Below are 23,852 nucleotides of genomic sequence, written 5' to 3'. Positions count from 1 at the left end.
CCGCGCACGAAACTCAGCGCACGTACTTGCGGAACTCGGGCTTGCGCTTCTCGCGGAAGGCGTTGCCGCCTTCGGCGGACTCCGGGGTCTCGTAGTACAGCTTGAGGGCGTGCATGGCCAGGCCGCCCATGCCGCGGATCATTTCGGTATCCACGTTGAAGGACTTCTTGGCCAGAGCGATGGCGGTCGGGCTCTTCTCGACGATCTCGTCGCACCACTTCTTCACTTCCGCGTCGAGCTGGTCCTGGGGCACCACGGCGTTGACCAGGCCCATCTGCAGGGCTTCCTGGGCGGTGTAGCGGCGGCACAGGTACCAGATTTCGCGGGCCTTCTTCTCGCCGACGACGCGGGCGAGCAGGGCGGTGCCGAAGCCGGGATCGACGGAGCCGACGCGCGGGCCGGCCTGGCCGAGCTGGGCGTTGTCGGAGGCGATGGCCAGGTCGCAGATGGTGACCAGCACGTTGCCGCCGCCGATGGCGTAGCCATTGACGCGGGCGATGACCGGCTTGTTGCAGTCGCGGATGGCGCTCTGCACTTCCTCGATGGGCAGGCCGATGGTGCCGCGACCGCCGTAGCCGCCGTCCTGGGTGCCCTGGTCGCCGCCGGTGCAGAAGGCCTTTTCGCCGGCGCCGGTGAGGACCACCACGCCGATGCTGCGGTCGTAGTCGGCATCCTTGAAGGCGTTGATCATCTCCTCGCAGGTGTTGGCGGTGAAGGCGTTGAACTGCTTCGGGCGGTTGATGGTGATCGTCGCAATGCCGTCAGCCTTGGTGTAGAGGATGTCGCGGTATTCCATGTTGTGTCTCCTTGAGTATCTTTGTGGGGTTTGGGGCGCGCTCAACCCGCCATCGTGAGGCCGCCGGACACGCTGATGACTTGGCCGGTGATGAAGGACGCATCGTCGCTGGCGAGGAACAGCACCGCGCCGGGCAGGTCTTCCGGCTGGCCGAGGCGGCCGAAGGGGATGGCCTTGGCCAGCGCGCCCTTGAGCTTCTCGCCTTGTTCGCCTTCGCCGGCGAAGTCGCGGAACAGCGCGGTGTCGGTGGGGCCGGGGCACACCACGTTGACGTTGATCTGCTTGCGGGCCAGCTCGCGGGCCATGGTCTTGGAGTAGGACAGCAGGCCGCCCTTGCAGTAGGCGTACACCGCTTCGCCGGAGGAGCCGACGCGGGCCGCGTCGGAGGCCACGTTCACCACCTTGCCGGCACCGCGCTCGTACATGCCGGGCAGTACCGCGTGGTGCATGTAGAGCGGGCCGTACAGATTGACGGCGACGATCTTGTCCCACAGGGCCTTGTCGGTCTTCAGGAAGGGGGCGGCGTGGTCCCAGCCGGCGTTGTTCACCAGGATGTGGGTCGGGCCCAGCTGCTGTTCGGCGGCCTTGACCGCGGCGACCACCGATTCCTGGCTGGTCAGGTCCACCCCGAAGGCGGCCGCGCTGCCGCCCTTGGCGCGGATGTCGGCGACCACCGTTTCAGCGGCGTCCTTGTTGATGTCGAATATCGCCACCAACGCGCCTTCTTCCGCGAAGCGCCGGCAGATCGCGGCGCCGATGCCGCCCGCGCCGCCGGTGACGATGGTGACTTTCCCTTTGATGCCTCGCATGCTGTTCTCCTTTGTGTGTGTCTTGGGTGTTTGTGTTTCGGGGCTGCCCCCGTTGCGTTTGCGTCCTGCTTTGCGCTTCAATGCGGCATCCACCGCAACGTCCTGCATTGATGACCGACCTCACCACCGAAAAGAGCCTCGCCGGCATTGAGATCAACAACCGCCTGTTTTTCCGGCTTTTTCAGGCTGCCAACACGCTGCATACGAAGGGCACGCAAGCCCTCGAGGACTTCGGCGTGACGACCCAGCAGTGGTCGGTGCTGGGTGCGCTGTCGCGTCCGCAGGCGGCCGAAGGGATGAGCGTCAATGAGCTGTCCCGCTACCTGCTGGTGAGTCGCCAGAACCTCACCGGCCTGCTCAACCGCCTCGAACGGGACGGTCTCATCGAGCGCATCACCGGCGCCGAAGACCGGCGCGAGCGCAAGGTGCGTCTCAGTGCGAAGGGCAACGAGCTGTGGAAGTCCCTCGCCGATCCCATTCACAGCTTTTACGACGAAGCCTTGAAGGGCTTCTCCTTCGACGACCGGCTGGCGTTCATCCATTACATCAACCTCCTGCAGCGCAACATGTCGCAGCTTTAAGCCCGAGGGCGCTCACATCGCGTACTGGGCGGTCTTCTGGCGCGCGATGATCATCTTCATGATGTTCGCGGTGCCGTCGCCGATCTGCAGGCCGAGTACGTCCCGGTAGCGCTGGCCGAAGTGGTAGTCGGCGCCGTAGCCGCCGTGGCCGTGGGTCAGCAGGCACTGGTGGATGATTTCGCAGGCCAGCTTCGGCGCCCACCATTTGCACATCGCCGCTTCGGCGGTGTGGGGCAGGTGCTGGTCCTTCAGCCACAGGGTGCGCAGGCACAGGTTGCGGCAGGCTTCGTAATAGGTTTCCGCCTCGGCCAGCGGGAAACTGACCCCCTGGAATTCGCCGATCGGCTTGCCGAAGGCTTCCCGTTCCTGGCTGTAGCGCCAGGCCTCGTCCAGCGAGGCGCGAGCCACGCCCATGCACTGCAGGCCGATCAGCGCGCGGCTGTAGTCGAAACCCTGCATCACCTGGATGAAGCCCTGGCCTTCGTCGCCGAGCATCATGTCTTCCGACACGCGCACGCCGTCGAAGAAGATGGAGCCGCGCCCGACCGGGCGGGTGCCGATGTCGTCGAAGGTGGTGCGGGACACGCCGGGCAGGTCCATCGGCACCAGGAAGGCGCTGATCCCGCGCGCCTTGTCGGCCTCGCTGCCGGTGCGGGCGAAGACCACCGCCACGTCGGCCTGGGTGGCCATCGAGATCGAGGTCTTCTCGCCGCTGAGGATGAAGTCCTTGCCGTCGCGCACCGCCTTCAGCTTGAGGCGGGCGGCGTCGGAACCGGCGCTCGGCTCGGTGAGGGCGATGGCGATGAGCTTCTTCCCGGTGACGACCAGATCCATCCATTCCTTCGCCACTTCCGGCCTGGCGTGGGCGGAGACGATCTGCCCGCACAGGGACGTGAGCAGATTGACGTAGGACACGTTGAAGTCGCCGTAGGCGATCTGCTCCAGCAGTAGGCCGCTGGTCACGCAATCCACGCCGAGCCCGCCGAACTGTTCCGGTAGCTCGGGGCCGAGAAAGCCCAGTTCGCCCATTTCCACGACGAGCTCCCGCTCGACACATTCGGCTTTTTCCCGCGCCCGGTAGTCGGGCGCCAGGCGATTGCGGGCGAACCGGCTGGCCGACTCGACCAGCGCCTTCTGTTCTTCGCTGAGGCTGAAGTCCATCTTCTCCGTCTCCTTTGTTGTTGGGTCTGGGCGGATTCTAAAAATCCATCGCTCAATCTGTCAATATATTTACACAAATAGACGATTAAATTCTCGAATTGAAAATTAATGTGCGATAGCAAAACGGACTTAATCCCATATATATGGCCTTTTTAAGGTCGTTCTTTGTGCGTCGCACGAAACAACAGTCGTCGTTTAATCTTGTAAAAAGTAAATATGTTGACTTAAATCTGCCGTATCGATACGTTGCACGCCATCGCGCAGCAGACAGTTCCAACAAGATCACAACAGCGACACACCACTCAAGGAGCGAGACATGCAGGAGAGGATCAAGGGCGCGCCAAGCGCCGTCGTCGTGGCGCAGCACGGGAGGCCGCAGGCGGGCCGGGGAGAGCGGAAATGAAGTTCGACCCAGTACTGCTGGCTCCCAGGATGGAGCCGATGAAGGCCGCCGGGCTGTGGCGGGACGAGACCGTGGACGTGTATCTGCAGCGCGCGCTGCGGGACTGCCCGGACAAGGCGGCGGTGGTGGCCTACGCGGCGGAACGGGAGGCGCCGCAGCGGCTCAGCTACCGGGAGCTCGACGCACGCGTCGACCGCATCGCCCGCGGTCTGGTCCGGCTGGGCGTCGGGCGGCAGGACGTGGTGAGTTTCCAGCTGCCCAACTGCTGGGAGTTCATCGCCCTGTCCCTGGCCTGCGTGCGCATCGGCGCGGTGGCCAATCCGCTGATGCCGATCTTCCGCCAGCACGAGCTGAACTTCATGCTCGGCTTCGGCGAGTCCAAGGTCTTCGTCGTGCCCAAGCTGTTCCGCGGCTTCGACTACGAGGCGATGGCCCGTGGCCTCACCGGTAGCCGGCAGCTCGTGGTGGTTGGCGGCGATGGGCCCGATAGCTTCGACGCGCTCCTGCTGTGCGACGACACGCCGCCGCTGCAAGGCCCCGGCCTCGCGCCGGACGACGTGCTGCTGCTGATGTACACCTCCGGCACTACCGGCGAGCCGAAGGGCGTGATGCACACCTCCAACACCCTGTTCTCCAACCTGCACGCCTACATCGAGCGCATGGAGCTGGGGCCCGACGACATCGTGCTGGGCGCCTCGCCGATGGCCCACCTGACCGGCTACGGCTACCTGGCGATGCTGCCGATCATCCTCAACTCGACCACCGTGCTGCAGGACATCTGGGATGCCCGGCGGGCGCTGCAGATCGTCCGCGACGAGGGCGTGACCTTCAGCATGGCGTCCACCCCCTTCGTCGCCGACCTGTGCAATGCGGTGGACGCGGGCGACACCACCACGCAGGCCTTCAACAAGTTCTGCTGCGCCGGCGCGCCGATTCCGCCGGTGCTGATCGAGCGCGCCCAGGCGCTGCTCGGCATGCGCCTGTGCTCCGCGTGGGGCATGACCGAGAACGGCGCGGTGACCGTCACCGAGCCGGCGCGGGCGCTGGAAATGTCCGGTATCTCCGACGGCCGCCCGTTGCCGGGCATGGAACTCAAGGTGGTGGATGCCAACGGGCTGTCGCTGCCAGCCGGCGAGAGCGGCTCGCTGCTGGTGCGCGGCGCGTCCCTGTTCGGCGGCTACCTGAAGCGGCCGCAGCTCAACAGCGTGTCCGCCGACGGCTGGTTCGACACCGGCGACGTGGCGACTATCGACGCGGATGGCTACATCCGCATCACCGGGCGCACCAAGGACGTGGTGATCCGCGGTGGCGAAAACATTCCCGTCGTTGAGATCGAGAACCTGCTCTACAAGCACCCGGCGATTGCCGCGGTGGCCATCGTCGGCTATCCGGACAAACGCCTCGGCGAGCGGGTGTGCGCCTTCGTGTCGGTGAAGCCCGGCGCGCACTTCGACTTTGCCGAGATGACGGCCTATCTCACGCGCCAGCAGATGGCGAAACAGTACTTCCCCGAGCGTCTCGAGATCGTCGAGGACCTGCCGCGCACGCCCAGCGGCAAGCTGCAGAAATTCAAGCTCAGAAACACCGCCAAGGCCTTTGGCGACGCCGACTGACCCGGACCGGAGAACCCCATGAGTGACGTCATTCTGGCCGAGGTGCTCGGCAAGGTCGGCCTGATCCGCCTGTGCCGGCCACAGGTTTACAACGCGCTGAACGACGAGGTGATGGACGCCCTCGGCGCGGCGCTGGACCTCTTCGAGGCCAACGAGGACATCCGCTGCGTCGTGCTGACCGGCTCCGAGAAGGCCTTCGCGGCCGGCGCCGACATCACGGCGATCCGCGCGATGGACTACATGGACGCCTACAAGGGCAATTTCATCACCCGTAACTGGGAGCGCCTCAAGACCTTCCGCAAGCCGGTCATCGCTGCGGTGTCGGGGCTGGCCCTGGGCGGCGGCTGCGAGCTGGCGATGATGTGCGACATCGTGCTGGCGGCCGAAACCGCGCGTTTCGCTCTGCCGGAGATCAAGATCGGCACCATTCCGGGGGCTGGCGGCACCCAGCGCCTGCCGCGGGCAGTGGGCAAGGCCAAGGCGATGGACCTGTGCCTGAGCGGCCGCATGATGGACGCCCAGGAGGCCGAGCGCTGCGGCCTGGTGTCCCGCGTGATTCCCACTGAGCGCCTGCTCGACGAGGCGCTGGAGACCGCCCGCGTGATCGCCGGCTATTCCCTGCCGGTGCTGATGATGATGAAGGAGGCGGTCAGTCGCGCCTTCGAGAGCCCGCTCAACGAAGGCCTGCTCTTCGAGCGCCGCACCCTGCACGCCACCTTCGCGCTGGCCGACCAGAAGGAAGGCATGGCGGCCTTCGCCGAGAAGCGCAAACCGGTCTTCCAGGACCGTTGAACGGCGCGCCCGGCCTTTGGCGCCGGGCCTCCCATTTTTCCCGTAGCACCCATAACAAACATCCACATGATGGAGGAGCACCTGTGACCACGACTTCCAGAAATTTGCGCCGTAGCGGCCTGGCCTGCCTGATCGCCAGCCTGTTTGCCGTCTCGCCGGCCTTCGCCGAAACTGAAATCGACGCGCTCAAGCGCGAGCTGGCCGACCAGCGCGAGCTGATCCAGCAGCTGCTGAAAAACCAGCAGGAACAGAAGAAGACCGAAATCCAGACCGGCGGCCCGGCCCGCGGTGCCGGCCTGCAGATGGGTGTGCCGACCGGCCCGTCGGGTACGCTGACGATCTACGGCGTCGCAGACGTCAGCGCGTCTACCGTCAACAGCGGCTACGGCCAGAAGAGCACCTTCGGCTCGGGCGGCATGACCTCGTCCCGCCTGGGTTTCAAGGGGGAGAAGGAACTCGGCGACGACCTCAAGGCCGTCTACCTGATGGAGGCGGGCATCCTCTTCGATACCGGTTCCGTCGGGACCGGCGCAATCACGCCGGGCATCAACAACACCGCGGTGTCCAGCGGCGGGCAAACCAGCAACGGCAGCCAGATATTCTCGCGCCAGATCTACGCCGGGCTCTCGACCCGTTTCGGTACCGTGACGGCTGGCCGCCAGTACGCCGGCTCCTACACCTCGTCGGTGATGTCGGCGGCGATGGGCGCCGGTTTCTTCGGCTCGTCGGCTGGCCTGTTGCCGATCATTGGCGGCATGCCGACGCGGCTCAACAACTCGCTGGTGTATGCCTCGCCGAAGGTCGCCGGTTTCTCCGGCCAGCTGACGCTGAGCAGCGGTAGCGAGAACAACGTGAACATGGTGACGCCGGTCGCTGCCGGTTCGACGACGGTGACCACCGACAAGGCCGGCCGCGGCGGCGACCTGGCCCTGTACTACAGCGGCGGCCCGCTCAACGCCACGGTGACGGCGTGGAACGTAGACAACGCCAGCTACGTCGCCCCGGCGACCGGCCCGCAGGAAACCGGCTTGGCGAAGCGCCGCGGCTGGCAGGTCGGCGGCAGCTACAACCTGGGCTTCGCCACGTTGTATGGCAACTATGTGGCCGGCCGGATCAGTGGCGGCAACTACGAGAACGTGACGGCCACGCTGTCGAAGGCCGAAGGCTGGAGCGTCAGTGCCGGCATCCCGGTGTGGCGTGGCAAGGCCTTCGTGAGCTACAGCCAGCTCGACGACAAGTCGATCAAGAACCGCGACGCCAACCTGCTGGGGCTTGCCTACGCGTACAAGCTGCAGGACAGCACGACGCTGTACGGCACCTGGGGCAAGGTGCTCAACAAGACCAACGCCAGCTACAGCCTGACGGACGGCGGCAACCTGGTCGGCACGGTGGCCAAGCCGGGCTACGACCCGAGCGGCTATATGCTCGGTGTGAACCACGTGTTCTAAAGCCTGAACGGCGCTGCGGGCGGGACCGTTGCCGGCAGTGCCGGGGCTGCTTCAGCCTCCCTGTGGGGCAAATGATCTCACCCCATGGGGCGAGCTTGCCTTACCGGGCAAGCCTTCCGAGAGAGCAAGCTGCTCGATACCCGGAGCCTGCTCACATCCCCAGGTAGGCGCTGCGTACCTGCTCGTTGCCGATCAGCTCGGCACCGCTGCCTTTCAGCGCGACGCTGCCGGTTTCCAGCACATAGCCCCGGTCGGCCAGGGCGAGGGCGGCGAAGGCGTTCTGTTCGGCCAGCACAATGCTCATGCCTTCGGCCTTGAGGGCCTTGACCACGGCGAAGACCTCTTCCACCAGCAGCGGCGCGAGGCCCATGGAGGGTTCGTCGAGCAGCAGCAGGCGCGGGCGGCCCATCAGCGCGCGGCCGATGGCCAGCATCTGCTGCTGCCCGCCGGACAGGGTGCCGGCGGGCAGGCGGCGCTTCTCGGCGAGCACCGGGAAGAGTCCATAGACCCGCTCCAGGTCGCCGGCCACCTGCTGGCGCGGCTGGGTGTAGGCGCCGAGGCGCAGGTTGTCCTCGATGGACAGTGGGCCGAAGACCTGGCGCCCCTCCGGCGACTGGCAGATACCGCGGCGCATGCGCTTGTCGGCCCGCAGTGTCGAGATATCCTCGCCGTCGAAGAGGATGTGGCCACCGCTGATTGGCTGCACGCCGGACAGGCAGCGCAGGAAGGTGGTCTTGCCAGCGCCGTTGGCGCCGACCAGGGCCACGGTTTCGCCGCGCCGCAGCTCCACGCTGATGCCCTTCAGGGCCTGGATGCGGCCGTAGGCGCTGGTCAGCCCCTCGACACGCAGCAGTGGCGCGGTGCCGCCGGCGGCATGGCGGTCTGATGGGACAGGCGCGGGATGGGAGGTGGCCATAAGGTCGGCGGGGCTGAAAAGAGTGGTTTCCATTGGTGAGGCTCCGGGGGCTCAGGCGTGGGCGCCCAGGTAGGCGGCGATCACGTCCGGGTTGCGGCGGACTTCCTCGGCGCTGCCTTCGGCCAGCCGGCGGCCGTAGTCGAGCACCAGGATGCGGTCGGACAGGTTCATGACCATCTTCATGTCGTGCTCGACCAGTACGACGGTCACGCCGGCGTCGGCGATGCGCCGCACCAGCGCGTCCACCTCCAGGGTTTCGCTGGGGTTGAGACCGGCGGCCGGTTCGTCGAGGAACAGCAGGCGCGGCCGCATGGCCAGCGCGCGGGCGATCTCCAGGCGCTTGAGGGCGCCGTAGGGCATGGCGTCGGCGCGGGCCGACAGGTAGTCGGCCAGGCCGACGAAGCGCATCAGTTCGGCGGCTTCGTCGCGCAGCTCGGTGTCCCGCCGGGCGAGGCCGGGAAAGCGCAGCGCGGCCTTGAGCAGGTTGCGGTCGAGGCGCAGGTGGGCGCCGACCATCACGTTTTCGAGGGCGCTCATGTTCATGCACACCTGCAGGTTCTGGAAGGTGCGCGCCACGCCGCGCCGGGCCAGGGCTTCCGGCGAGCGGCCGGCGATGGTCTCGCCGTCCAGGCGGATGTCGCCGTGGGTCGGTCGGTAGACGCCGGTGATCAGGTTGAACAGGGTGGTCTTGCCGGCGCCGTTGGGGCCGATGACCGCGTACACCACGCCGGCGTCGATGCTGAAGCTGACGTCCTGCACGGCCTTCACGCCGCCGAAGTGGATGGACAGGCCGGAGACTTCGAGCAGCGGCATCAGGCGGCCCTCCCGAAACGGGCGGCCAGGGTCGGGACCAGGCCGCGGGGCAGGAAGATCATGCACAGCATCAGGATCGCGCCGAACACCACCGTCTCCCATCCCTCGAAGGCCGTTAGTGCCTGGGGCAGCGCAGTGAGCAGCACGGCGCCGATGAGGGAGCCATATACCGAGGCCATGCCGCCGATGACGACCATCGTCACCAGCTCGATGGAGTGGAAGAAGTCGGCCAGGCCGGGCGTCACGAAGCCCACGTAATGGGCCGTCACGCTGCCCATCAGGCTGGCGAAGACCGCCGACATCACGAAGATGGCGAGCTTGTAGCGGGCCACATCCACGCCCACTACACGGGCCGCCACCTCGGAGCCGTGCAGGGCGCGCAGCGCGCGGCCGAAGGGGGAGTCGATGAGGTTGAGGGAGGCCCATACGCTGACCGCCAGCAGCGCCGCGACGAGCCAGTACCACTGGCGGTCGCTGCTCAGCTCGAAGCCGGCCAGGCCGAGGGCCGGCACCGGTATGCCGTCGGGGCCGCCGGTCCACGCCGCCTCGTTGCGCAGGGCGATGTTGAGGATGATGCCCAGGCCGAGGGTCGCCATCGCCAGGTAGTTGCCCTTCAGGCGGAAGATCGGGCGCGCCACCAGCGTGGCGAGCAGGCCGGCCAGCGCGGCGCCGGCGCCCATCGCGAGGAGCGGGTGCAGGCCGAAATGGGTCGGCAGCACCGCCGACGCGTAGGCCCCGATACCGAGGAAGCCGGCATGGCCGAGGCTGATCTGCCCGGCGAAGCCGATCAGCAGGTTGAGGCCGAGGACGATCACCGCGTTGATCGCCATGCGAATCGCCAGGTCGAGATAGAAGCTGTTGGGCAGCACGAAGGGCAGCAGCGCGAGGATCGCGATGACGATGTGCAGGCCGAAGTAGGCAGTGGTTCGCATGGCTTACACCCGTTCGGTAAGGCGCGCGCCGAACAGGCCGCGGGGCATGAAGAAAAGGATCAGGAGGATCAGCACGAAGGGGATCGCGTCCTTGTAGGCCGACGAGATGTAGCCGGCGCCAAGGGCCTCGATGAGGCCGACCAGCAGGCCGCCGACCACCGCGCCGAGGCCGTTTCCGAGGCCGCCCAGCACCGCCGCGACGAAGCCCTTGAGGCCCAGCATCACGCCCACGTCGTAGGCGGTGAGGGTCAGCGGGGCGATGAGGATGCCGCCGAGGGCGCCCAGGCCCGCTGACAGCGCGAAGCTGAGGAACAGCACGCCGTTGGTGTCGATGCCGACCAGCTGCGCCGCCACGCGGTTGCAGGCGGTGGCCAGCATGGCCTTGCCGGCCAGGCTGTAGTTGAAGAAGTACCACAGCGCGCCGACCGCTACGGCAGTGACGCCCAGGACCCACAGGCTCTGGGGCATCAGCGTGGCGCCGAGCACGTCGATGGGCGTCTCGCCGGAGAAGGCCGGCAGGCTGAAGGTGCCCTTGCCGAAGCCGACCGCCGCCAGCCCGCGGATCACCAGCGAGGCGCCGATGGTGATGATGATCAGGCTCACCGTCTCGGCGCCTTTCACCGGCTCGATGGCCAGCTTCTCGATCAGCACGCCGACGCCGGCCGGCACCAGGATCGCCAGCAGCATCGCCGCCGGCAGCGGCAGGCCGGACTGGGCGAAGAACACCGCGAGCATGCCGCCCAGCATGATGAATTCGCCCTGGGCGAAGTTGATGACGTTGCTGGCGTTGTAGATCAGCGTGAAGCCGAGGGCCGCCAGCGCGTAGGTGGCACCGACGGTGATACCGGAGAAGAGGAACTGCAGGAACTGGGCAAGCATCATCTCGCTCCTTCCGGTCGGTGGGCGGCGGGTGGGGTGTTCATCGGGGTCTCCTCATTGGATGGCGCCAGCGTGGACACTGACGGTGTTCTGTATTTTGTAATTTGTTCTGTTTATTAGAAGTGATACAAAAAACAACGTCAACGAAAATTTATGTATCTAATTTTCGAATGGGCGAGCGAAAGAGCTGCCGACGAGGCGGCAGGCGGGTTTCCGAGGGAGGGTGCATCAAGGCAAGGCCGGGACGACCCGGGCTTTCCTGCCCGTTGTGGCAGGTCGGGCTGGGCGTAGCCCGGCCCCGGGAGCGTTCAGGAAGTGGCGCCGAGGCGCTGGGACAGGGCGTGGGCGGCGTCGCGTAGCGCAGCGAGGGTGGGGCTGTGCTCGGCGAGGTCCATCGAGCCTTCGACAGCGACCAGCACGATGGCCAGCGTAATCTCGTTCTTGAAATTGAAGACCGGCGCCGCGACGGCCTCGACGCCGCGCAGGATGTAGTTGCCGGAGATCACCGCCAGGCCGCGGGCGCGGACGTCCGCGAGAAGCTGGCGCGCGTCGTCCATACTGACGATGCCGGCCAGGCTGCGGCCGGCTTCAATCTCCCGCTGGATCAGTGGCGCGATCTGGCGCTCCGGCAGCCACGCGCAGAAGACCTGGCCGACCGCGGAGCTGAGCAGGCCGAGGGTGGTGCCGGTGACCACATTGACGGTGATCGGCCGGCGCGGCCGTTCCCAGCGCACCACCACCGGCCCGTTGTCGCTCCATACCGCGAGGGCGGTGGTCTCGTTGACCGCGTCGCGCAGGTCGGTGATTGCGTTGAGGCCCAGGCGGATGCGGTCGATACGGTCGAGGGCGACGAGTCCGAGACTCAGCGCGAAGGGGCCGAGGTCGTAGCGGGAAGTCTGCGGGTCCTGCTCGACGAGACCGCTGCGGATCAGGCTGACCAGGTAGCGGTGGGCCTTGGACGGCGGCATGCCGGCGGCGGCCGCGATGTCCTTCAGCATCATTGAGCGTTTGCCGGTGGTCATGGCTCTGAGGATGCTCATGCCCACCTCAAGGGACTGCACGCCGTGTTTTCCTTCCAGGTCTTCGCTCATCGTTCGTTCGCCGAAATAATTACAAAAATACGAAAATATCGATGAAGATGTAACACAACAACCGCAAAAGGAGAACAGCAGTGAATTCCTTGAAAGTCTACGCCATCGACGGCATCGTGCCGGTGGTCGATCCGAGCGCCTATGTGCATCCTTCCGCCGTGCTGATCGGCGACGTGATCGTCGGCCCCGGCTGCTACGTGGGGCCCTGTGCCAGCCTGCGCGGCGATTTTGGCCGGCTGATCCTGGAGCGCGGCGCCAATCTGCAGGACACCTGCGTGATGCACGGCTTTCCCGGCACCGACACGGTGGTTGAGGAGGACGGCCACATTGGCCACGGCGCGGTGCTGCACGGCTGCCGGGTCGGGCGCAATGCGCTGGTGGGCATGAACGCGGTGATCATGGACAACGCGGTGATCGGTGAAGAGGCCATCGTCGCAGCTTCGGCCTTCGTCAAGGCCGGCATGGAGATCCCGCCGCGGATGCTGGTGGCCGGTATGCCGGCCAAGGTCGTGCGGGCGCTGACTGAAGAAGAGATCCGCTGGAAGGGTGAAGGCACCGCCACCTACCAGGACCTGACCCGCCGCTGCCTGGCAACGCTGGTGGAGACCACGCCGCTGACAGCCGTCGAGCCGGACCGCCCGCGCATCCACATCCCAGACGTGGTGCCGCTGGTGGCCCTGCGGCAGAAGGAATAGTGAACGGGCCCGTCAGAAAGGCCCGGGCAATCCGCCCAGGCGGCCGTCTCCATAGGTGCGCAGAACCTGGGAGACGATGACCTGGTAGCCGTCGAGCCAGCGTGCCTGCTTCTCTTTGGCTTCCAGGTGAAGGGGGTGGGTGACCAGGGATTGCAGGGCCTCCAGGCTGTCCCAGTAGTACACATTGGAGACGAGGCCGGTTTGCGGATTTTCCCAGGTGGTCTCGCCGAGGTAGCCCGGAATCGTCCGGGCGGCGCTGGCGATGGCATCGTCGAGACGGTGGAATTCCGCGTCGAAAGGCTTCGCCGCGAAGATGAAGGTGGAGGAGTACATTGTTTGCGGCCCTTCCAATGAAAAAGCCGCGTATTAGACGCGCCGGGGAGTTGCATGACAAGAGCAAGATCCAGCCGTGGGCGGGCTGCGCACCCAGGGGTTAGCTCAGGCCAGTGGGTCGGCCTGGCGGAAGCGTTCGAGCAGGGCCGGCGAGGCTTCCGGCGTGTGGCCGTCGGCCAGCTGAAAGTGCCGGTCCAGGTGGCGCTCGGACGGCGTCAGCAGGCGGCGGTAGATCTCCCGGCACAGCATGCGCGCCTGTTGCCCCGGCCAGCCGGTGGGCAGCAGAACGTCGGGCAGCTCCGGGTCGCGCAGCAGCAGGCGCCGGTAGTCGTGGATCAGCAGCACGCGCAGCAGGAAGGCGCTTTCGTCGTCCACCGCGTCCTGACCGTCCCGCAGCTGGCCGAGCACCGGCTGGTAGCGGGCGGCGAAGCCGGCGTACATGTCGGCCAGCTCCTGCAGGTTCCAGGCACCGTGCACCATCTCGTGATCGTTGGCCGAGCCGCCGAGCTGGGCGTCGGCCGCCACCAGTGGCTTGAGCTTGCCGAGCACATCGCCCAGTCCTTCGGCGATCAGCGCGTCGAAGGCGGTGGGCAGGTCCGCGCCGGGGTGCACGAAGCAATCTCCACCGAGGGCCCCGAAGCCCTGCCAGAACAGCGCGCGGCGCAGATGGTCGCGCTCCTTCGGTGTCAGTTCGCCGACCGTCAGGATCAGACGCCAGCGGCGGTCCCACAGAGGCGCGTTGGAGGCGTAGATGTGGCGCGAGGCTTCTTCGAAGCGCCGCTGCCCGGACGGCGTCAGCAGGTAGTCGGTGCGCCGGCCTGAAGGTTCGGTGCGCAGCCATTCTTCCTTGGCGAGCCGGAACACCGAGGTGCGGATCAGCCGCTCGTTGAGCTCGATGGGTTCGAGCAGGCGGATCAGGCTGCCCAGCCAGATGCGGCCACCCCGTGGCAGAACCGCATCGCCGAATACGGAGATGATCAGGGAGCCAGCCTGCACGCGGCCCTGCTGGCGAAAATCTTCGAGGCGTTGCTGGATCGGGGGGAGCACGGGACGGAGCGGTGGATCGGCGGCGAAGCCCGGGAGTGTAGCGACTCCCTCCCGGTCTGGGTAGCGCGGCCCGCCGGGCAAGACCGGGCCGCGGAACTCAGAGAGCGAGCAGCGGGGCCAGGTCTACTTCCATCGCCTGTTGTTGCGCGAAGAAACCTTCGCTGTGGATCCGCTCCGGCGCTGCGCCCAGCGCGCGTGCAGTAGAGACACAGCTGTCCACGAAGGCTGGGCTGCCGGCGGCGAAGACCGTATGCCGCGACAGGTCCGGAAAACGTGCAGGCAGCACCGTGTCGATGCGGCCGTGCAGGTAGTCGGCGCGTTTTTCGCGGGTGAGCGTGAAGGCGTAATCGAAATTGCGGTGCTTGGTGCGCCACCAGACCATCAGCCCGCGGCCGTACAGGTCGGCTTCAGTGCGCGCCGAGCACAGAATCGTGACCGGACGGCGGAAGCCGCGCCGCAGCGCTGCCTCGGTGAGGGCCAGGATCGGCGCGAGGCCGGTGCCGGCGGCGAGGCACAGCACCGGCGTGTCCACGCCCGGATCGCCGATGAAGGTACCGTGGGCGCCGGACAGCTTGACGCTGTCGCCGACCGCCAGCGTGTCGTGAACCCACGCGCTGGTCAGGCCACCGTCGGCGCGGGCGACCTGCAGCACGATCTCCCCGTCCGGACGCGGCGCGCCGGCGATGGAATAGGCGCGGGCCGGGATGCCGGCGCGCGGGTTGCCAAGGGTCACATACTGGCCGGGCCAGTAGCGGATCGGCTGCCCCACCGGGCGCAGGCGCAGCTCGACAACCCGTTCAGCGACCAAGTGCTTGTCGGTGACAACGAAAAGCGCATCTTCCCGCGGCGGGAACAGCTTGGGGCGGGCGTCTTCGCTGCCCCAGTCGATGGCCAACTCGTCGGACAGGGGCTTGGCCATGCACATCAGGCCGTAGCCCTGCCGACGCTCGTCGGCGGAGAGGGCCATGTCCAGGACCATGCCCTGATCGAACTGGCCGGATACGACCTTGACCTTGCATTCGCCACAGGCGCCGGCGCGGCAGTTGTTGGGCAGCGCGTAGCCGGCCTTTTCGAGGGCCATCAGCACGGTGTCGCCGTAGGCGCAGTCCACCGAGCGGCCGGATGCTTGCATGATGATGCGGGACATGGCGGCCTCTCCGTCAGAACACCGGGATGATGTCTTCCATCTCGATGTCGCTGATCTCCTGCCCGGAGATCCCGACCTCGGGAATGGCGGGGAAGGGGATGTCGTAGCGGTCGAGCACGCCCTTCAGGTTGAGCATGGCGCTCTTCCAGTTCTGCAGCTTGGCCTCATAGGTGGGGATGCCGAAGCCGGCGGCGCGGGCCACTTCCTCCGCCTCCCGCTGGTTGGCGATGAAGTCGGCGGGCAGGTCCCAGAACTCCATCGGCGGCTCGAACAGCACTGCGGACAGGAACAGGTAGCCGGCGCGGATCTGCTTGGTGACGACGGCCCGCGTCTCGGGGGCCAGGCCGGGGTAGTCGCGCTCCATCACCGCCATGCAGATCGCCATGTGGCGGCCTTCGTCGCGGCCGATGTTGCGGAAGCCCTCTTTGAACACCGCCTCGCGGGAGTTCTCGTACATCTGTTTGAAGATGGTGGCGGCGGCGATCTCGCCCATCAGGAATGAGCTGAACAGCACGGCGAGGTCGTACTTGGGAACCGCCTGCTTGTAGCCGCTCCAGTAGCGGCTGCCGTTGAAATACAGCCAGTGCACGTTCTTCTGCAGGCGTTTGCCGAGTTCGGTCTTCGGCGTGTAGGTGAGCGGGTCCGGGTGGCCGAGCAGGCGGGTGATCGCCAGCCCGCACATGATTTCGTGGTTCTGCTCGTCGCGGGTCACCGAGAAGAAGCACTTGCGCACCGGGTCTTCCTCATGGACCTCGTAGGTCTTGACCAATGCCTCGGCAAAAACCGGCGGTGCGGAGGCGTCGAACACCGACAGCAGGCTCCACCAGTAGGCGATGGCTTCGCGCTCCTCCCAGCTGTAGCTGTCCAGATCCAGCGTGTCCCACGGCAGCTTTTCCGGGTCCCAGTTCTCGCGCAGCGAGGCTTTCCATACTTCCTGCAACTTCTTCGTATGGCTGTGCCATGACAGCGGATAGACGTTGGGCTGCGGGGTGGCCGGTGGAAATTCCATCTTGTCGGCGAACCGTTCCTTGTGATTGCTCATCGTGCTCCTCCTGTTTGATTGGTGTGTTTGCGCCCGGTCGGCAAGACCATCCGGTGTGCGGGGTTAATGGTGATACATAAAAATAATTTTGGTCAATAAAAATGTATCAAATAAATCTCAAGATGAGCACGGATTGAATCGCTTTGTTGCACGAGATGCCGGCTTTGATTGTCGAAGAAATTCGCTAAATATATGTTATAAAAGAAAAATAAACAGAGAAACCAGTTCTGTTTAACGTAACTCAGAATCTTTCTAGCAGAAAAATTCGATACCTAGCATTGACTTATATCAGTTCAATTTGTAACGTTTAGATCAGGAGAACAAACCCGACGGAGACACAAGATGACGCACCCCCTCTTCGAGAAGCATCGCAGTACGCTCGATGGCGCCCTGGCAGCCATCGCCACCCGGGGCTATTGGTCGGCCTACCCGGAAATGCCCAGTCCCAAGCTGTACGGCGAAACCGCGCCTGAAGACGGCCGCCGCGCGTTCGAGGCCCACAAGGGGCAGTGCTTCGAGCTGGGGCAGCCCGGCCAGACCGGCTGGCACGGCGGCGAGACCTCACCCTACGGTATCGACCTGGGCACGACTTACCCGGTGTGCACGCCGGAAGCGCTGATCGAGGCCGCACAGGCCGCCATGACCGAATGGCAGGCGGTCGGCGCCGAGGGCCGGACCGGCATCTGTCTGGAGATTCTCGACCGCCTCAACAAGCAGAGCTTCGAGATCGCCCACGCGGTGATGCAGACCACCGGGCAGGGCTGGATGATGGCCTTCCAGGCCGGCGCGCCCCATGCGCAGGACCGCGGCCTCGAAGCGCTCGCCTACGCCTGGCGCGAGCAGAGCTTCGTCCCGGCCGAGGCCCATTGGGAAAAGCCCCAAGGCAAGAACCCGCCGCTGGTGATGAAGAAGCACTTCGAGATCGTCGGGCGTGGCGTGGCGCTGGTGATCGGCTGCGGCACCTTCCCGACCTGGAATACTTATCCGGGCCTGTTCGCCGCGCTGGCTACCGGCAACGGGGTGATCGTCAAGCCGCACAGCAACGCGATCCTGCCCGCCGCCATCACCGTGCGCGCGATCCGCGCCGTGCTGGCCGAGAACGGCCTCGACCCCGACCTGGTCAGCCTGTGCGTCACCGACAAGCGCGCCACTACCCAGGCGCTGGCGACCCATCCTGCGATCAAGTCGGTGGATTTCACCGGCAGCAACGTGTTCGGCCAATGGCTCATCGACAACTGCCGCCAGGCCCAGGTGTATGCGGAGCTGGCCGGTGTGAACAACATCGTCATCGACTCGACGGACGCCTATAAGGCGACGCTCGGCAACCTGGCTTTCACGCTGTCCCTGTACTCAGGGCAGATGTGCACCACCTCCCAGGCGATCTTCGTCCCGGCTGGCGGCATCGACACCGACGAAGGCCACAAGACTTACGACGAGGTGTGTGCAGACCTGGCCCGCGCCGTCGAGCGCTTCCTGTCCAAGCCGGAAGTCGCCCACGCGGTGCTCGGCGCGATCCAGTCCTCCGACACCCTCGAACGCATCGCGCTGGCCGACAGCGGCGAGCTGGGGCAGGTCGTGCTGGCCTCGAAGACGCTGGAGAACCCGGACTTCCCGGCCGCCCGCGTGCGCACGCCGGTGCTGCTGGCCTGCGACGCGGCCGACGAGCGGCGCTATATGGAAGAGCGCTTCGGGCCGATCAGCTTCATCGTCAAGACGGCCGACACGGCGGCGGCCATCGCGCTGTCCGAGCGGGTCGTCGCCACCCACGGCGCGCTGACGGTCGGCGTCTATTCGACGCGTCAGGCGGTGCTCGACGCGATGACCAAAGCCACCTGGCGCAGCAAGGTCGCCCTGTCCATCAACCTGAGCGGCGGCGTGTTCGTCAATCAGTCGGCGGCCTTCTCCGACTACCACGGCACCGGCGGCAACCCGGCGGCCAACGCGGCCTACGCCGACTCGGCCTTCGTCGCCAACCGCTTCCGCGTGGTGCAGCGCCGCTACCACGCCTGAAGGAGCCCCGACATGGAATACCGGAACATCCTCTACACGGTGGAGGAGGGCGTTGCTCGCCTGACCCTCAACCGGCCGGACAAGCTCAACAGCTTCACCGGCGAGATGCACGCCGAGTTGCGGCATGCCCTCGACGCGCTGCAGGCCGACAAGGCCGTGCGCGTGCTGGTCCTCAGCGGCGCGGGGCGTGCCTTCTGCGCCGGCCAGGATCTGGCCGACCCGGACATGGCCAGGACAGCCGACGGGGCGATGCCCGACATCGGCAATGTCGTCGAGCGCAATTACAAGCCGCTGGTGCTGCGCCTGCAGAACCTGCGTGTGCCGACCATCGCCGCGGTGAATGGCATCGCCGCCGGCGCCGGCGCCAGCGTGGCGCTGGCCTGCGACCTGGTGGTGGCGGCCCGCTCGGCGTCCTTCCTGCAGGCCTTCAGCAAGATCGGTCTGGTGCCCGACACCGGCGGCACCTGGTTCCTGCCCCAGCGAGTCGGTATGGCGCGGGCGATGGGACTGGCGCTGCTGGCCGAGAAGCTGCCGGCCGACAAGGCCGCCGACTGGGGGCTGATCTGGGCCGCCTACGACGACGCGGAGTTCGCCGCCCGCGTGGACGGCCTTGCCGCCCAGCTCGCCGCGATGCCCACCAAGGCGCTGGTGCGCACCCGCCAGGCCCTGCACGCGGCGCCCGGCCATACGCTGGAACAGCAGCTCTCCTTCGAGGGCGGCTTCATGCGCGAACTGGGCTGGAGCGCGGACTACGCCGAGGGTGTGGCCGCCTTCATGGAAAAGCGCACGCCGAAGTTCACGGGGGAATGAGCGTGAGCGCTGCCTTGAACCCCTCTGCCGTCGTCGCCGTGGTCGGTTCCGGTGCGATGGGCGCCGGCATCGCCCAGGTGGCCGCCGCTGCCGGGCATGTCGTCAAGCTGGTGGACAAGCGGCCCGGCGCAGCGGCCCAGGCCGTGTCGGCGATCTGCGCCCAGTTCGCACGGCTCGCCGACAAGGGCCGCCTCAGCGTGGAGGCGGCCGGCGCCGCCGGCGCGCGCCTGATCGCCGTAGAAGCCGTGGCTGAACTGGCTGACGCCGCGCTGGTGATCGAGGCCATCGTCGAGGACCTGGGCGCCAAGCAGGGCCTGTTCCGCAGCCTGGAAGACATCGTGGCGGCGGACTGCCTGTTCGGCACCAACACCTCGTCCATCTCGGTGACCGCCATCGGTTCGGCGCTGCAGCGGCCGGAGCGCCTGGCCGGCCTGCATTTCTTCAACCCGGCGCCGCTGATGGCGCTGGTGGAGATCGTCTCCGGCCTGGCCACCGATGCGGCCGTCGCCGAAACCCTGTTCGCCACCGCCGCGGCCTGGGGCAAGACGCCGGTGCACGCCCGCTCGACGCCCGGTTTCATCGTCAACCGGGTCGCCCGGCCGTACTACGCCGAAGCGCTGCGCATCCTCGGCGAAGGCGGCGCCGACTGCGCCACCCTCGACGCGCTGTTGCGGGACGCCGGCGGCTTCCGCATGGGGCCCTTCGAGCTGATGGACTTGATCGGCCACGACGTGAACTTCGCGGTGACCCGCTCCGTGTGGTCGGCCTTCTATAACGACCCGCGCTTCACGCCATCGCTGATCCAGCAGGAGCTGGTGGATGCCGGCTTCCTCGGGCGCAAGACGGGCCGTGGCTTCTACGACTACCGGGACGGCGCCGAACGGCCGCAGCCGAAGGAGGCCGTCGCCCAGACCGTGCCGGGCGCGATCACCCTGTACGGAGAATCCCCGGCGGCGCTGGCGCTGGCCGACCGCCTCCACGAGCGCGGTGTCGGCTACACCTGGGGCGCGGCTGGCGACGAGCGTATTGCGGCGGTCGGCGAGGCGGTGGTCTTCGTCACCGACGGCCGCACCGCGACCCGGCGGGCGGCGGAAACCGGTATCTCCAACCTGGTGCTGATCGACCTCGCGCTGGACTACCGCAACGCGACGCGCATTGCGGTCGGCGCTGCGGTCAATTGCTGGGCGCCGGCGCTGGGGGCGGCCATAGGCCTGCTGCAGGCGGCGGGCTTCGTCGTCTCGCGCCTCGGCGACGTGCCGGGGCTGGCGGTGATGCGGACGGTCGCAATGCTCGCCAACGAAGCGGCGGACGCGGTGAACCAGGGCGTCTGCGACGCGGCCGGCGCCGATGCGGCGATGCGTCTCGGCGTCAATTATCCCCGTGGCCCGCTGGCCTGGGCCGATCTGGCCGGCCTGCCGGCAATCTGCGCAGTGCTCGCCAATCTGGCCCAGTTCTACGGCGAAGACCGCTACCGGGTCTCGCCGCTGATCCAGCAGCGGGTGCTGGCCGGAAGGAAGATCCATGACTGAACGCACCTCCGACGATGCCCAGGCGTTGGCCGAGGCCGTCGCCGACAGCATGTGGTCCCGCGACCGGGCCACCCAGGCCCTCGGCATGCGCATCGAGGCGATCCGCCCCGGCTACGCACGGATCTCCATGCCGGTGCGCGAGGACATGCTCAACGGCCACCGCATCTGCCACGGCGGTCTGATCTTCACGTTGGCCGACAGCGCTTTCGCCTACGCCTGCAACAGTTACAACAAAAATACGGTCGCCTCCGCGTGTCATATCGACTTCCTCGCCCCTGGGCGGGAAGGCGACACGCTGCAGGCTGAGGCCGTCGAACAGTCTGCCTCCGGCCGCACCGGCGTCTACGACGTCACCGTGCGCGACGGCGAGGGCCGGACCCTCGCCCTGTTCCGGGGCAAGAGCTACCGGATTTCCGGCGACGTGATCGACAACAAAGGATGAGGAGAGACACCCCGTGACCGCCAAGTTGCCCCAACCCGGCGAGCTCGACCCGATCGAGACCGCCAGCCGCGACGAGATCGCCGCGCTCCAGCTGGAGCGCCTCAAGTGGTCCGTGCGCCACACCTACGACAACGTGGAGCCGTACCGCCGCAAATGCATCGAGAAGGGCGTCCACCCGGACGACCTGAAGTCCCTGGCCGACCTCGGCCGCTTCCCCTTCATGACCAAGTCGGACCTGCGCGACAACTACCCCTTCGGGCTGTTCGCGGTGCCGGTCAAGCAGATCCGCCGCCTGCACGCCTCCAGCGGCACCACCGGCAAGCCGGTGGTGGTCGGCTACACCGGGAACGACCTGAACAACTGGGCCAACCTGGTCGCCCGCTCCATCCGCGCGGCCGGCGGCCGGCCCGGCGACATGGTCCATGTGGCCTACGGCTACGGGATGTTCACCGGTGGCCTCGGCGCGCACTACGGCGTCGAGCGCCTCGGCTGCACCGTGGTGCCGATGTCCGGTGGCCAGACCGAAAAGCAGGTCCAGCAGATCCTCGATTTCCGGCCGGACATCATCATGGTCACCCCGTCCTATTCGCTGGTGATCGCCGAGGAGTTCGAGCGCCTGGGCATCCCGCCGGAGGAGATCTCCCTCAAGGTCGGCATCTTCGGCGCCGAGCCGTGGGGGCAGGGCATGCGCGCCGAGATCGAGCGCAAGCTGGGGCTCGACGCGGTGGACATCTACGGCCTGACCGAGGTCATGGGCCCCGGCGTGGCCTGCGAATGCATCGAGAGCAAGGACGGCCCGGTGATTTGGGAGGACCATTTCTATCCGGAGATCATCGACCCGGAAACCGGCGAGGTACTGCCGGACGGGGAGCAGGGTGAACTGGTGTTCACCTCGCTGACCAAGGAGGGTTTCCCGGTCATCCGCTACCGCACCCGCGACCTGACCCGCCTGCTCAAGCCGACCTCGCGCTCCTTCCGGCGCATGGACAAGATCGTCGGGCGTTCCGACGACATGCTGATCGTGCGCGGCGTGAATGTCTTCCCGACCCAGATCGAGGAGCAGATCCTGCGCGAGCCGCGCCTGACCGGCAATTACCAGATCGTGCTGACCCGCGACGGCCACCTGGACAACGTGGAGGTGCGCTGCGAGCTGCAGCGGGAGCTGACCGGCAAGGTCGGCCGCGGCGCCATCGAGGAGATCAGCCGCAGTGTGGCCCACCACATCAAGACCATCATCGGCATCTCGACCCGCGTGCACGTGATGGACTTCGACACTATTCCGCGCACCCAGACCGGCAAGGCCCGCCGCGTTATCGACCAGCGCCCAAAGCTGCAGTGAAGGAGACCGACAACATGAACGAAGCCTTCATCTGCGACGCGATCCGCACCCCTATCGGCCGCTACGGCGGCACCCTGGCGGCCGTGCGGCCCGACGACCTGGGCGCCGTGCCCCTCAAGGCCCTGATGCGCCGCAACCCCGGTGTGGACTGGGCGGCGGTGGACGACATCATCTACGGCTGCGCCAACCAGGCCGGCGAGGACAACCGCAACGTGGCGCGCATGTCCGGCCTGCTGGCCGGGCTGCCCATCGACGTGCCAGGTACGACGGTCAACCGCCTGTGCGGCTCCGGCCTCGATGCGGTCGGCCTGGCGGCGCGCTCGATCAAGGCCGGCGAAGCCGCGCTGATGATCGCCGGCGGCGTCGAGAGCATGTCCCGCGCGCCCTTCGTGATGGGCAAGGCCGATGCGGCCTTCTCCCGTCAGGCCGCGATCCACGACACCACCATCGGCTGGCGCTTCGTCAATCCGCTGATGCAGCGGCTGTACGGCACCGACTCGATGCCGCAGACCGCCGATAACGTGGCGGCCGATTTCGTCATCTCCCGCGCCGACCAGGACGCCTTCGCGCTGCGCTCCCAGCAGCGCTGGGCCGCCGCCCACGAGGCGGGGCGCTTTGCCGACGAGCTGGTGCCGGTGGAGATCCCGCGCAGGAAGGGCGAGCCGCTGTTGTTCGCCGCCGACGAGCATCCGCGCCCCGACACCACGCTGGAGTCTCTAGCCCGTCTGAAGGGGGTCAATGGCCCCGAGCTGAGCGTCACCGCCGGCAACGCGTCCGGCGTCAATGACGGCGCCTGCGCGCTGCTGCTGGCGTCCGGCGCGGCGGCGGCCCGCCACGGTCTGACGCCGCGGGCGCGGGTGGTCGGCATGGCCACCGCCGGCGTGGCGCCGCGGGTCATGGGCATCGGGCCGGTGCCGGCGGTGCGCAAGGTGCTGGCCCAGACCGGCCTGCGCCTCGACCAGATGGACCTCATCGAACTCAACGAAGCCTTCGCCGCCCAGTCCCTGGCGGTGCTGCGCGAGCTGGGGCTGGCGGACGACGAGGCGCGGGTCAATCCCAACGGCGGCGCCATCGCGATGGGCCACCCGCTGGGCATGAGCGGCGCCCGCCTGGTGACCGCCGCCCTCTACGAACTGCAGCGCCGCGGCGGCCGCTACGCCCTGTGCACCATGTGCATCGGGGTCGGGCAGGGCATCGCGATGGTCATCGAACGCATCTGACAAC

23 protein-coding genes are annotated in these 23,852 nt (G+C 67.1%); 11 read left to right on the top strand and 12 right to left on the bottom strand.

Translation table 11 applies throughout. The features are described from left to right. Nucleotides 1–13 precede the first annotated feature (13 nt). Both badI and badH read right to left on the bottom strand, forming a co-directional pair. Nucleotides 14–796, bottom strand: coding sequence for a 2-ketocyclohexanecarboxyl-CoA hydrolase (gene badI, locus AC1PPK_RS18360; RefSeq protein ID WP_481114457.1), 783 nt, complete (start codon nucleotides 794–796; stop codon nucleotides 14–16). Nucleotides 797–837: 41 nt separating this feature from the next. Next, complete coding sequence (badH, locus tag AC1PPK_RS18355; RefSeq protein WP_481114456.1) at nucleotides 838–1,605, bottom strand: 2-hydroxycyclohexanecarboxyl-CoA dehydrogenase; 768 nt, start codon at nucleotides 1,603–1,605, stop codon at nucleotides 838–840. Between the two features lie 110 nt (nucleotides 1,606–1,715). Here badH and AC1PPK_RS18350 point away from each other — a divergent pair, with 110 nt between their 5' ends. Further along, nucleotides 1,716–2,186, top strand: coding sequence for a MarR family winged helix-turn-helix transcriptional regulator (locus AC1PPK_RS18350; RefSeq protein WP_481114455.1), 471 nt, complete (start codon nucleotides 1,716–1,718; stop codon nucleotides 2,184–2,186). A gap of 12 nt (nucleotides 2,187–2,198) precedes the next feature. Here the strand turns inward: AC1PPK_RS18350 and aliB are convergent, their stop codons facing one another. After that, complete coding sequence (gene aliB, locus AC1PPK_RS18345) at nucleotides 2,199–3,347, bottom strand: cyclohexanecarboxyl-CoA dehydrogenase (RefSeq protein ID WP_481114454.1); 1,149 nt, start codon at nucleotides 3,345–3,347, stop codon at nucleotides 2,199–2,201. Between the two features lie 399 nt (nucleotides 3,348–3,746). Between aliB and aliA the strand changes: the two genes are divergently transcribed. From aliA to AC1PPK_RS18330, 3 genes are all read left to right on the top strand, one after another. Next, nucleotides 3,747–5,363 carry a cyclohexanecarboxylate-CoA ligase gene (gene aliA, locus AC1PPK_RS18340; protein ID WP_481114453.1) on the top strand — a complete coding sequence of 539 codons (1,617 nt, stop codon included), beginning with the start codon at nucleotides 3,747–3,749 and terminating at the stop codon, nucleotides 5,361–5,363. Between the two features lie 18 nt (nucleotides 5,364–5,381). Beyond that, complete coding sequence (locus AC1PPK_RS18335; protein WP_481114452.1) at nucleotides 5,382–6,155, top strand: enoyl-CoA hydratase; 774 nt, start codon at nucleotides 5,382–5,384, stop codon at nucleotides 6,153–6,155. An 83-nt stretch (nucleotides 6,156–6,238) separates the two neighbouring features. Further along, nucleotides 6,239–7,603, top strand: a complete 1,365-nt coding sequence (locus tag AC1PPK_RS18330) for a porin (protein WP_481114451.1) — start codon at nucleotides 6,239–6,241, stop codon at nucleotides 7,601–7,603. Nucleotides 7,604–7,754: 151 nt separating this feature from the next. Here AC1PPK_RS18330 and AC1PPK_RS18325 read toward each other — a convergent pair whose 3' ends face one another. From AC1PPK_RS18325 to AC1PPK_RS18305, 5 genes are all read right to left on the bottom strand, one after another. After that, entirely contained in the window at nucleotides 7,755–8,552 is a 798-nt protein-coding gene (locus AC1PPK_RS18325; RefSeq protein WP_481114450.1) for an ABC transporter ATP-binding protein, read from the bottom strand. Nucleotides 8,553–8,570: 18 nt separating this feature from the next. After that, nucleotides 8,571–9,332, bottom strand: coding sequence for an ABC transporter ATP-binding protein (locus tag AC1PPK_RS18320; protein WP_481114449.1), 762 nt, complete (start codon nucleotides 9,330–9,332; stop codon nucleotides 8,571–8,573). Next, the gene (locus tag AC1PPK_RS18315; RefSeq protein ID WP_481114448.1) at nucleotides 9,332–10,264 is read right to left on the bottom strand and encodes a branched-chain amino acid ABC transporter permease; all 933 of its coding nucleotides are present in this window, start codon (nucleotides 10,262–10,264) and stop codon (nucleotides 9,332–9,334) included. The genes AC1PPK_RS18320 and AC1PPK_RS18315 overlap by 1 nt, the downstream gene beginning before the upstream one ends. 3 nt (nucleotides 10,265–10,267) lie before the next feature. Further along, nucleotides 10,268–11,146: a branched-chain amino acid ABC transporter permease gene (locus AC1PPK_RS18310; RefSeq protein WP_481114447.1), complete on the bottom strand. Its 879-nt coding sequence runs from the start codon at nucleotides 11,144–11,146 to the stop codon at nucleotides 10,268–10,270. 305 nt (nucleotides 11,147–11,451) lie between these two features. Continuing rightward, nucleotides 11,452–12,234 (bottom strand): IclR family transcriptional regulator, encoded by a 783-nt coding sequence (locus AC1PPK_RS18305; protein ID WP_481114446.1) that lies wholly within the window; start codon nucleotides 12,232–12,234, stop codon nucleotides 11,452–11,454. Nucleotides 12,235–12,314: 80 nt separating this feature from the next. On the opposite strand from AC1PPK_RS18305, the gene paaY reads away from it, so the two are divergent. Next, nucleotides 12,315–12,929 carry a phenylacetic acid degradation protein PaaY gene (gene paaY / locus AC1PPK_RS18300; RefSeq protein WP_481114445.1) on the top strand — a complete coding sequence of 205 codons (615 nt, stop codon included), beginning with the start codon at nucleotides 12,315–12,317 and terminating at the stop codon, nucleotides 12,927–12,929. A 12-nt stretch (nucleotides 12,930–12,941) separates the two neighbouring features. Here the strand turns inward: paaY and AC1PPK_RS18295 are convergent, their stop codons facing one another. From AC1PPK_RS18295 to AC1PPK_RS18280, 4 genes are all read right to left on the bottom strand, one after another. Beyond that, on the bottom strand, nucleotides 12,942–13,262 hold the full coding sequence (locus AC1PPK_RS18295) for an antibiotic biosynthesis monooxygenase family protein (protein ID WP_481114444.1): 321 nt from the start codon (nucleotides 13,260–13,262) through the stop codon (nucleotides 12,942–12,944). 105 nt (nucleotides 13,263–13,367) lie between these two features. Next, nucleotides 13,368–14,309 (bottom strand): phenylacetic acid degradation operon negative regulatory protein PaaX, encoded by a 942-nt coding sequence (gene paaX, locus AC1PPK_RS18290; protein ID WP_481114443.1) that lies wholly within the window; start codon nucleotides 14,307–14,309, stop codon nucleotides 13,368–13,370. A 97-nt stretch (nucleotides 14,310–14,406) separates the two neighbouring features. Further along, entirely contained in the window at nucleotides 14,407–15,456 is a 1,050-nt protein-coding gene (locus AC1PPK_RS18285; protein ID WP_481114442.1) for a 2Fe-2S iron-sulfur cluster-binding protein, read from the bottom strand. Between the two features lie 13 nt (nucleotides 15,457–15,469). After that, nucleotides 15,470–16,498 (bottom strand): hypothetical protein, encoded by a 1,029-nt coding sequence (locus AC1PPK_RS18280; protein WP_481114441.1) that lies wholly within the window; start codon nucleotides 16,496–16,498, stop codon nucleotides 15,470–15,472. Nucleotides 16,499–16,840: 342 nt separating this feature from the next. Between AC1PPK_RS18280 and paaN the strand changes: the two genes are divergently transcribed. The 6 genes from paaN to pcaF are packed head-to-tail and all read left to right on the top strand — an operon-like array spanning nucleotide 16,841 to nucleotide 23,848. Then, nucleotides 16,841–18,508, top strand: coding sequence for a phenylacetic acid degradation protein PaaN (paaN, locus tag AC1PPK_RS18275; RefSeq protein WP_481114440.1), 1,668 nt, complete (start codon nucleotides 16,841–16,843; stop codon nucleotides 18,506–18,508). 12 nt (nucleotides 18,509–18,520) lie between these two features. Then, entirely contained in the window at nucleotides 18,521–19,318 is a 798-nt protein-coding gene (gene paaG, locus AC1PPK_RS18270) for a 2-(1,2-epoxy-1,2-dihydrophenyl)acetyl-CoA isomerase PaaG (RefSeq protein WP_481114439.1), read from the top strand. A 2-nt stretch (nucleotides 19,319–19,320) separates the two neighbouring features. Beyond that, a complete protein-coding gene (gene paaH, locus AC1PPK_RS18265; RefSeq protein WP_481114438.1) occupies nucleotides 19,321–20,847 on the top strand; it encodes a 3-hydroxyacyl-CoA dehydrogenase PaaH in 1,527 nt (508 codons plus the stop codon). Next, complete coding sequence (paaI, locus tag AC1PPK_RS18260) at nucleotides 20,840–21,289, top strand: hydroxyphenylacetyl-CoA thioesterase PaaI (protein ID WP_481114437.1); 450 nt, start codon at nucleotides 20,840–20,842, stop codon at nucleotides 21,287–21,289. Before paaH ends, paaI begins: the two co-directional genes overlap by 8 nt. Before the next feature lie 13 nt (nucleotides 21,290–21,302). Beyond that, nucleotides 21,303–22,628 carry a phenylacetate--CoA ligase PaaK gene (gene paaK, locus AC1PPK_RS18255; protein WP_481114436.1) on the top strand — a complete coding sequence of 442 codons (1,326 nt, stop codon included), beginning with the start codon at nucleotides 21,303–21,305 and terminating at the stop codon, nucleotides 22,626–22,628. A gap of 14 nt (nucleotides 22,629–22,642) precedes the next feature. After that, a complete protein-coding gene (gene pcaF, locus AC1PPK_RS18250) occupies nucleotides 22,643–23,848 on the top strand; it encodes a 3-oxoadipyl-CoA thiolase (protein WP_481114435.1) in 1,206 nt (401 codons plus the stop codon). The last annotated feature ends 4 nt before the right edge of the window (nucleotides 23,849–23,852 follow it).

The sequence above is a fragment of the Zoogloea sp. JDB1 genome (genome assembly GCF_056724025.1).
Note: the sequence above shows the minus strand (reverse complement) of the source record. Positions and strands in the feature narration are given on the sequence as shown.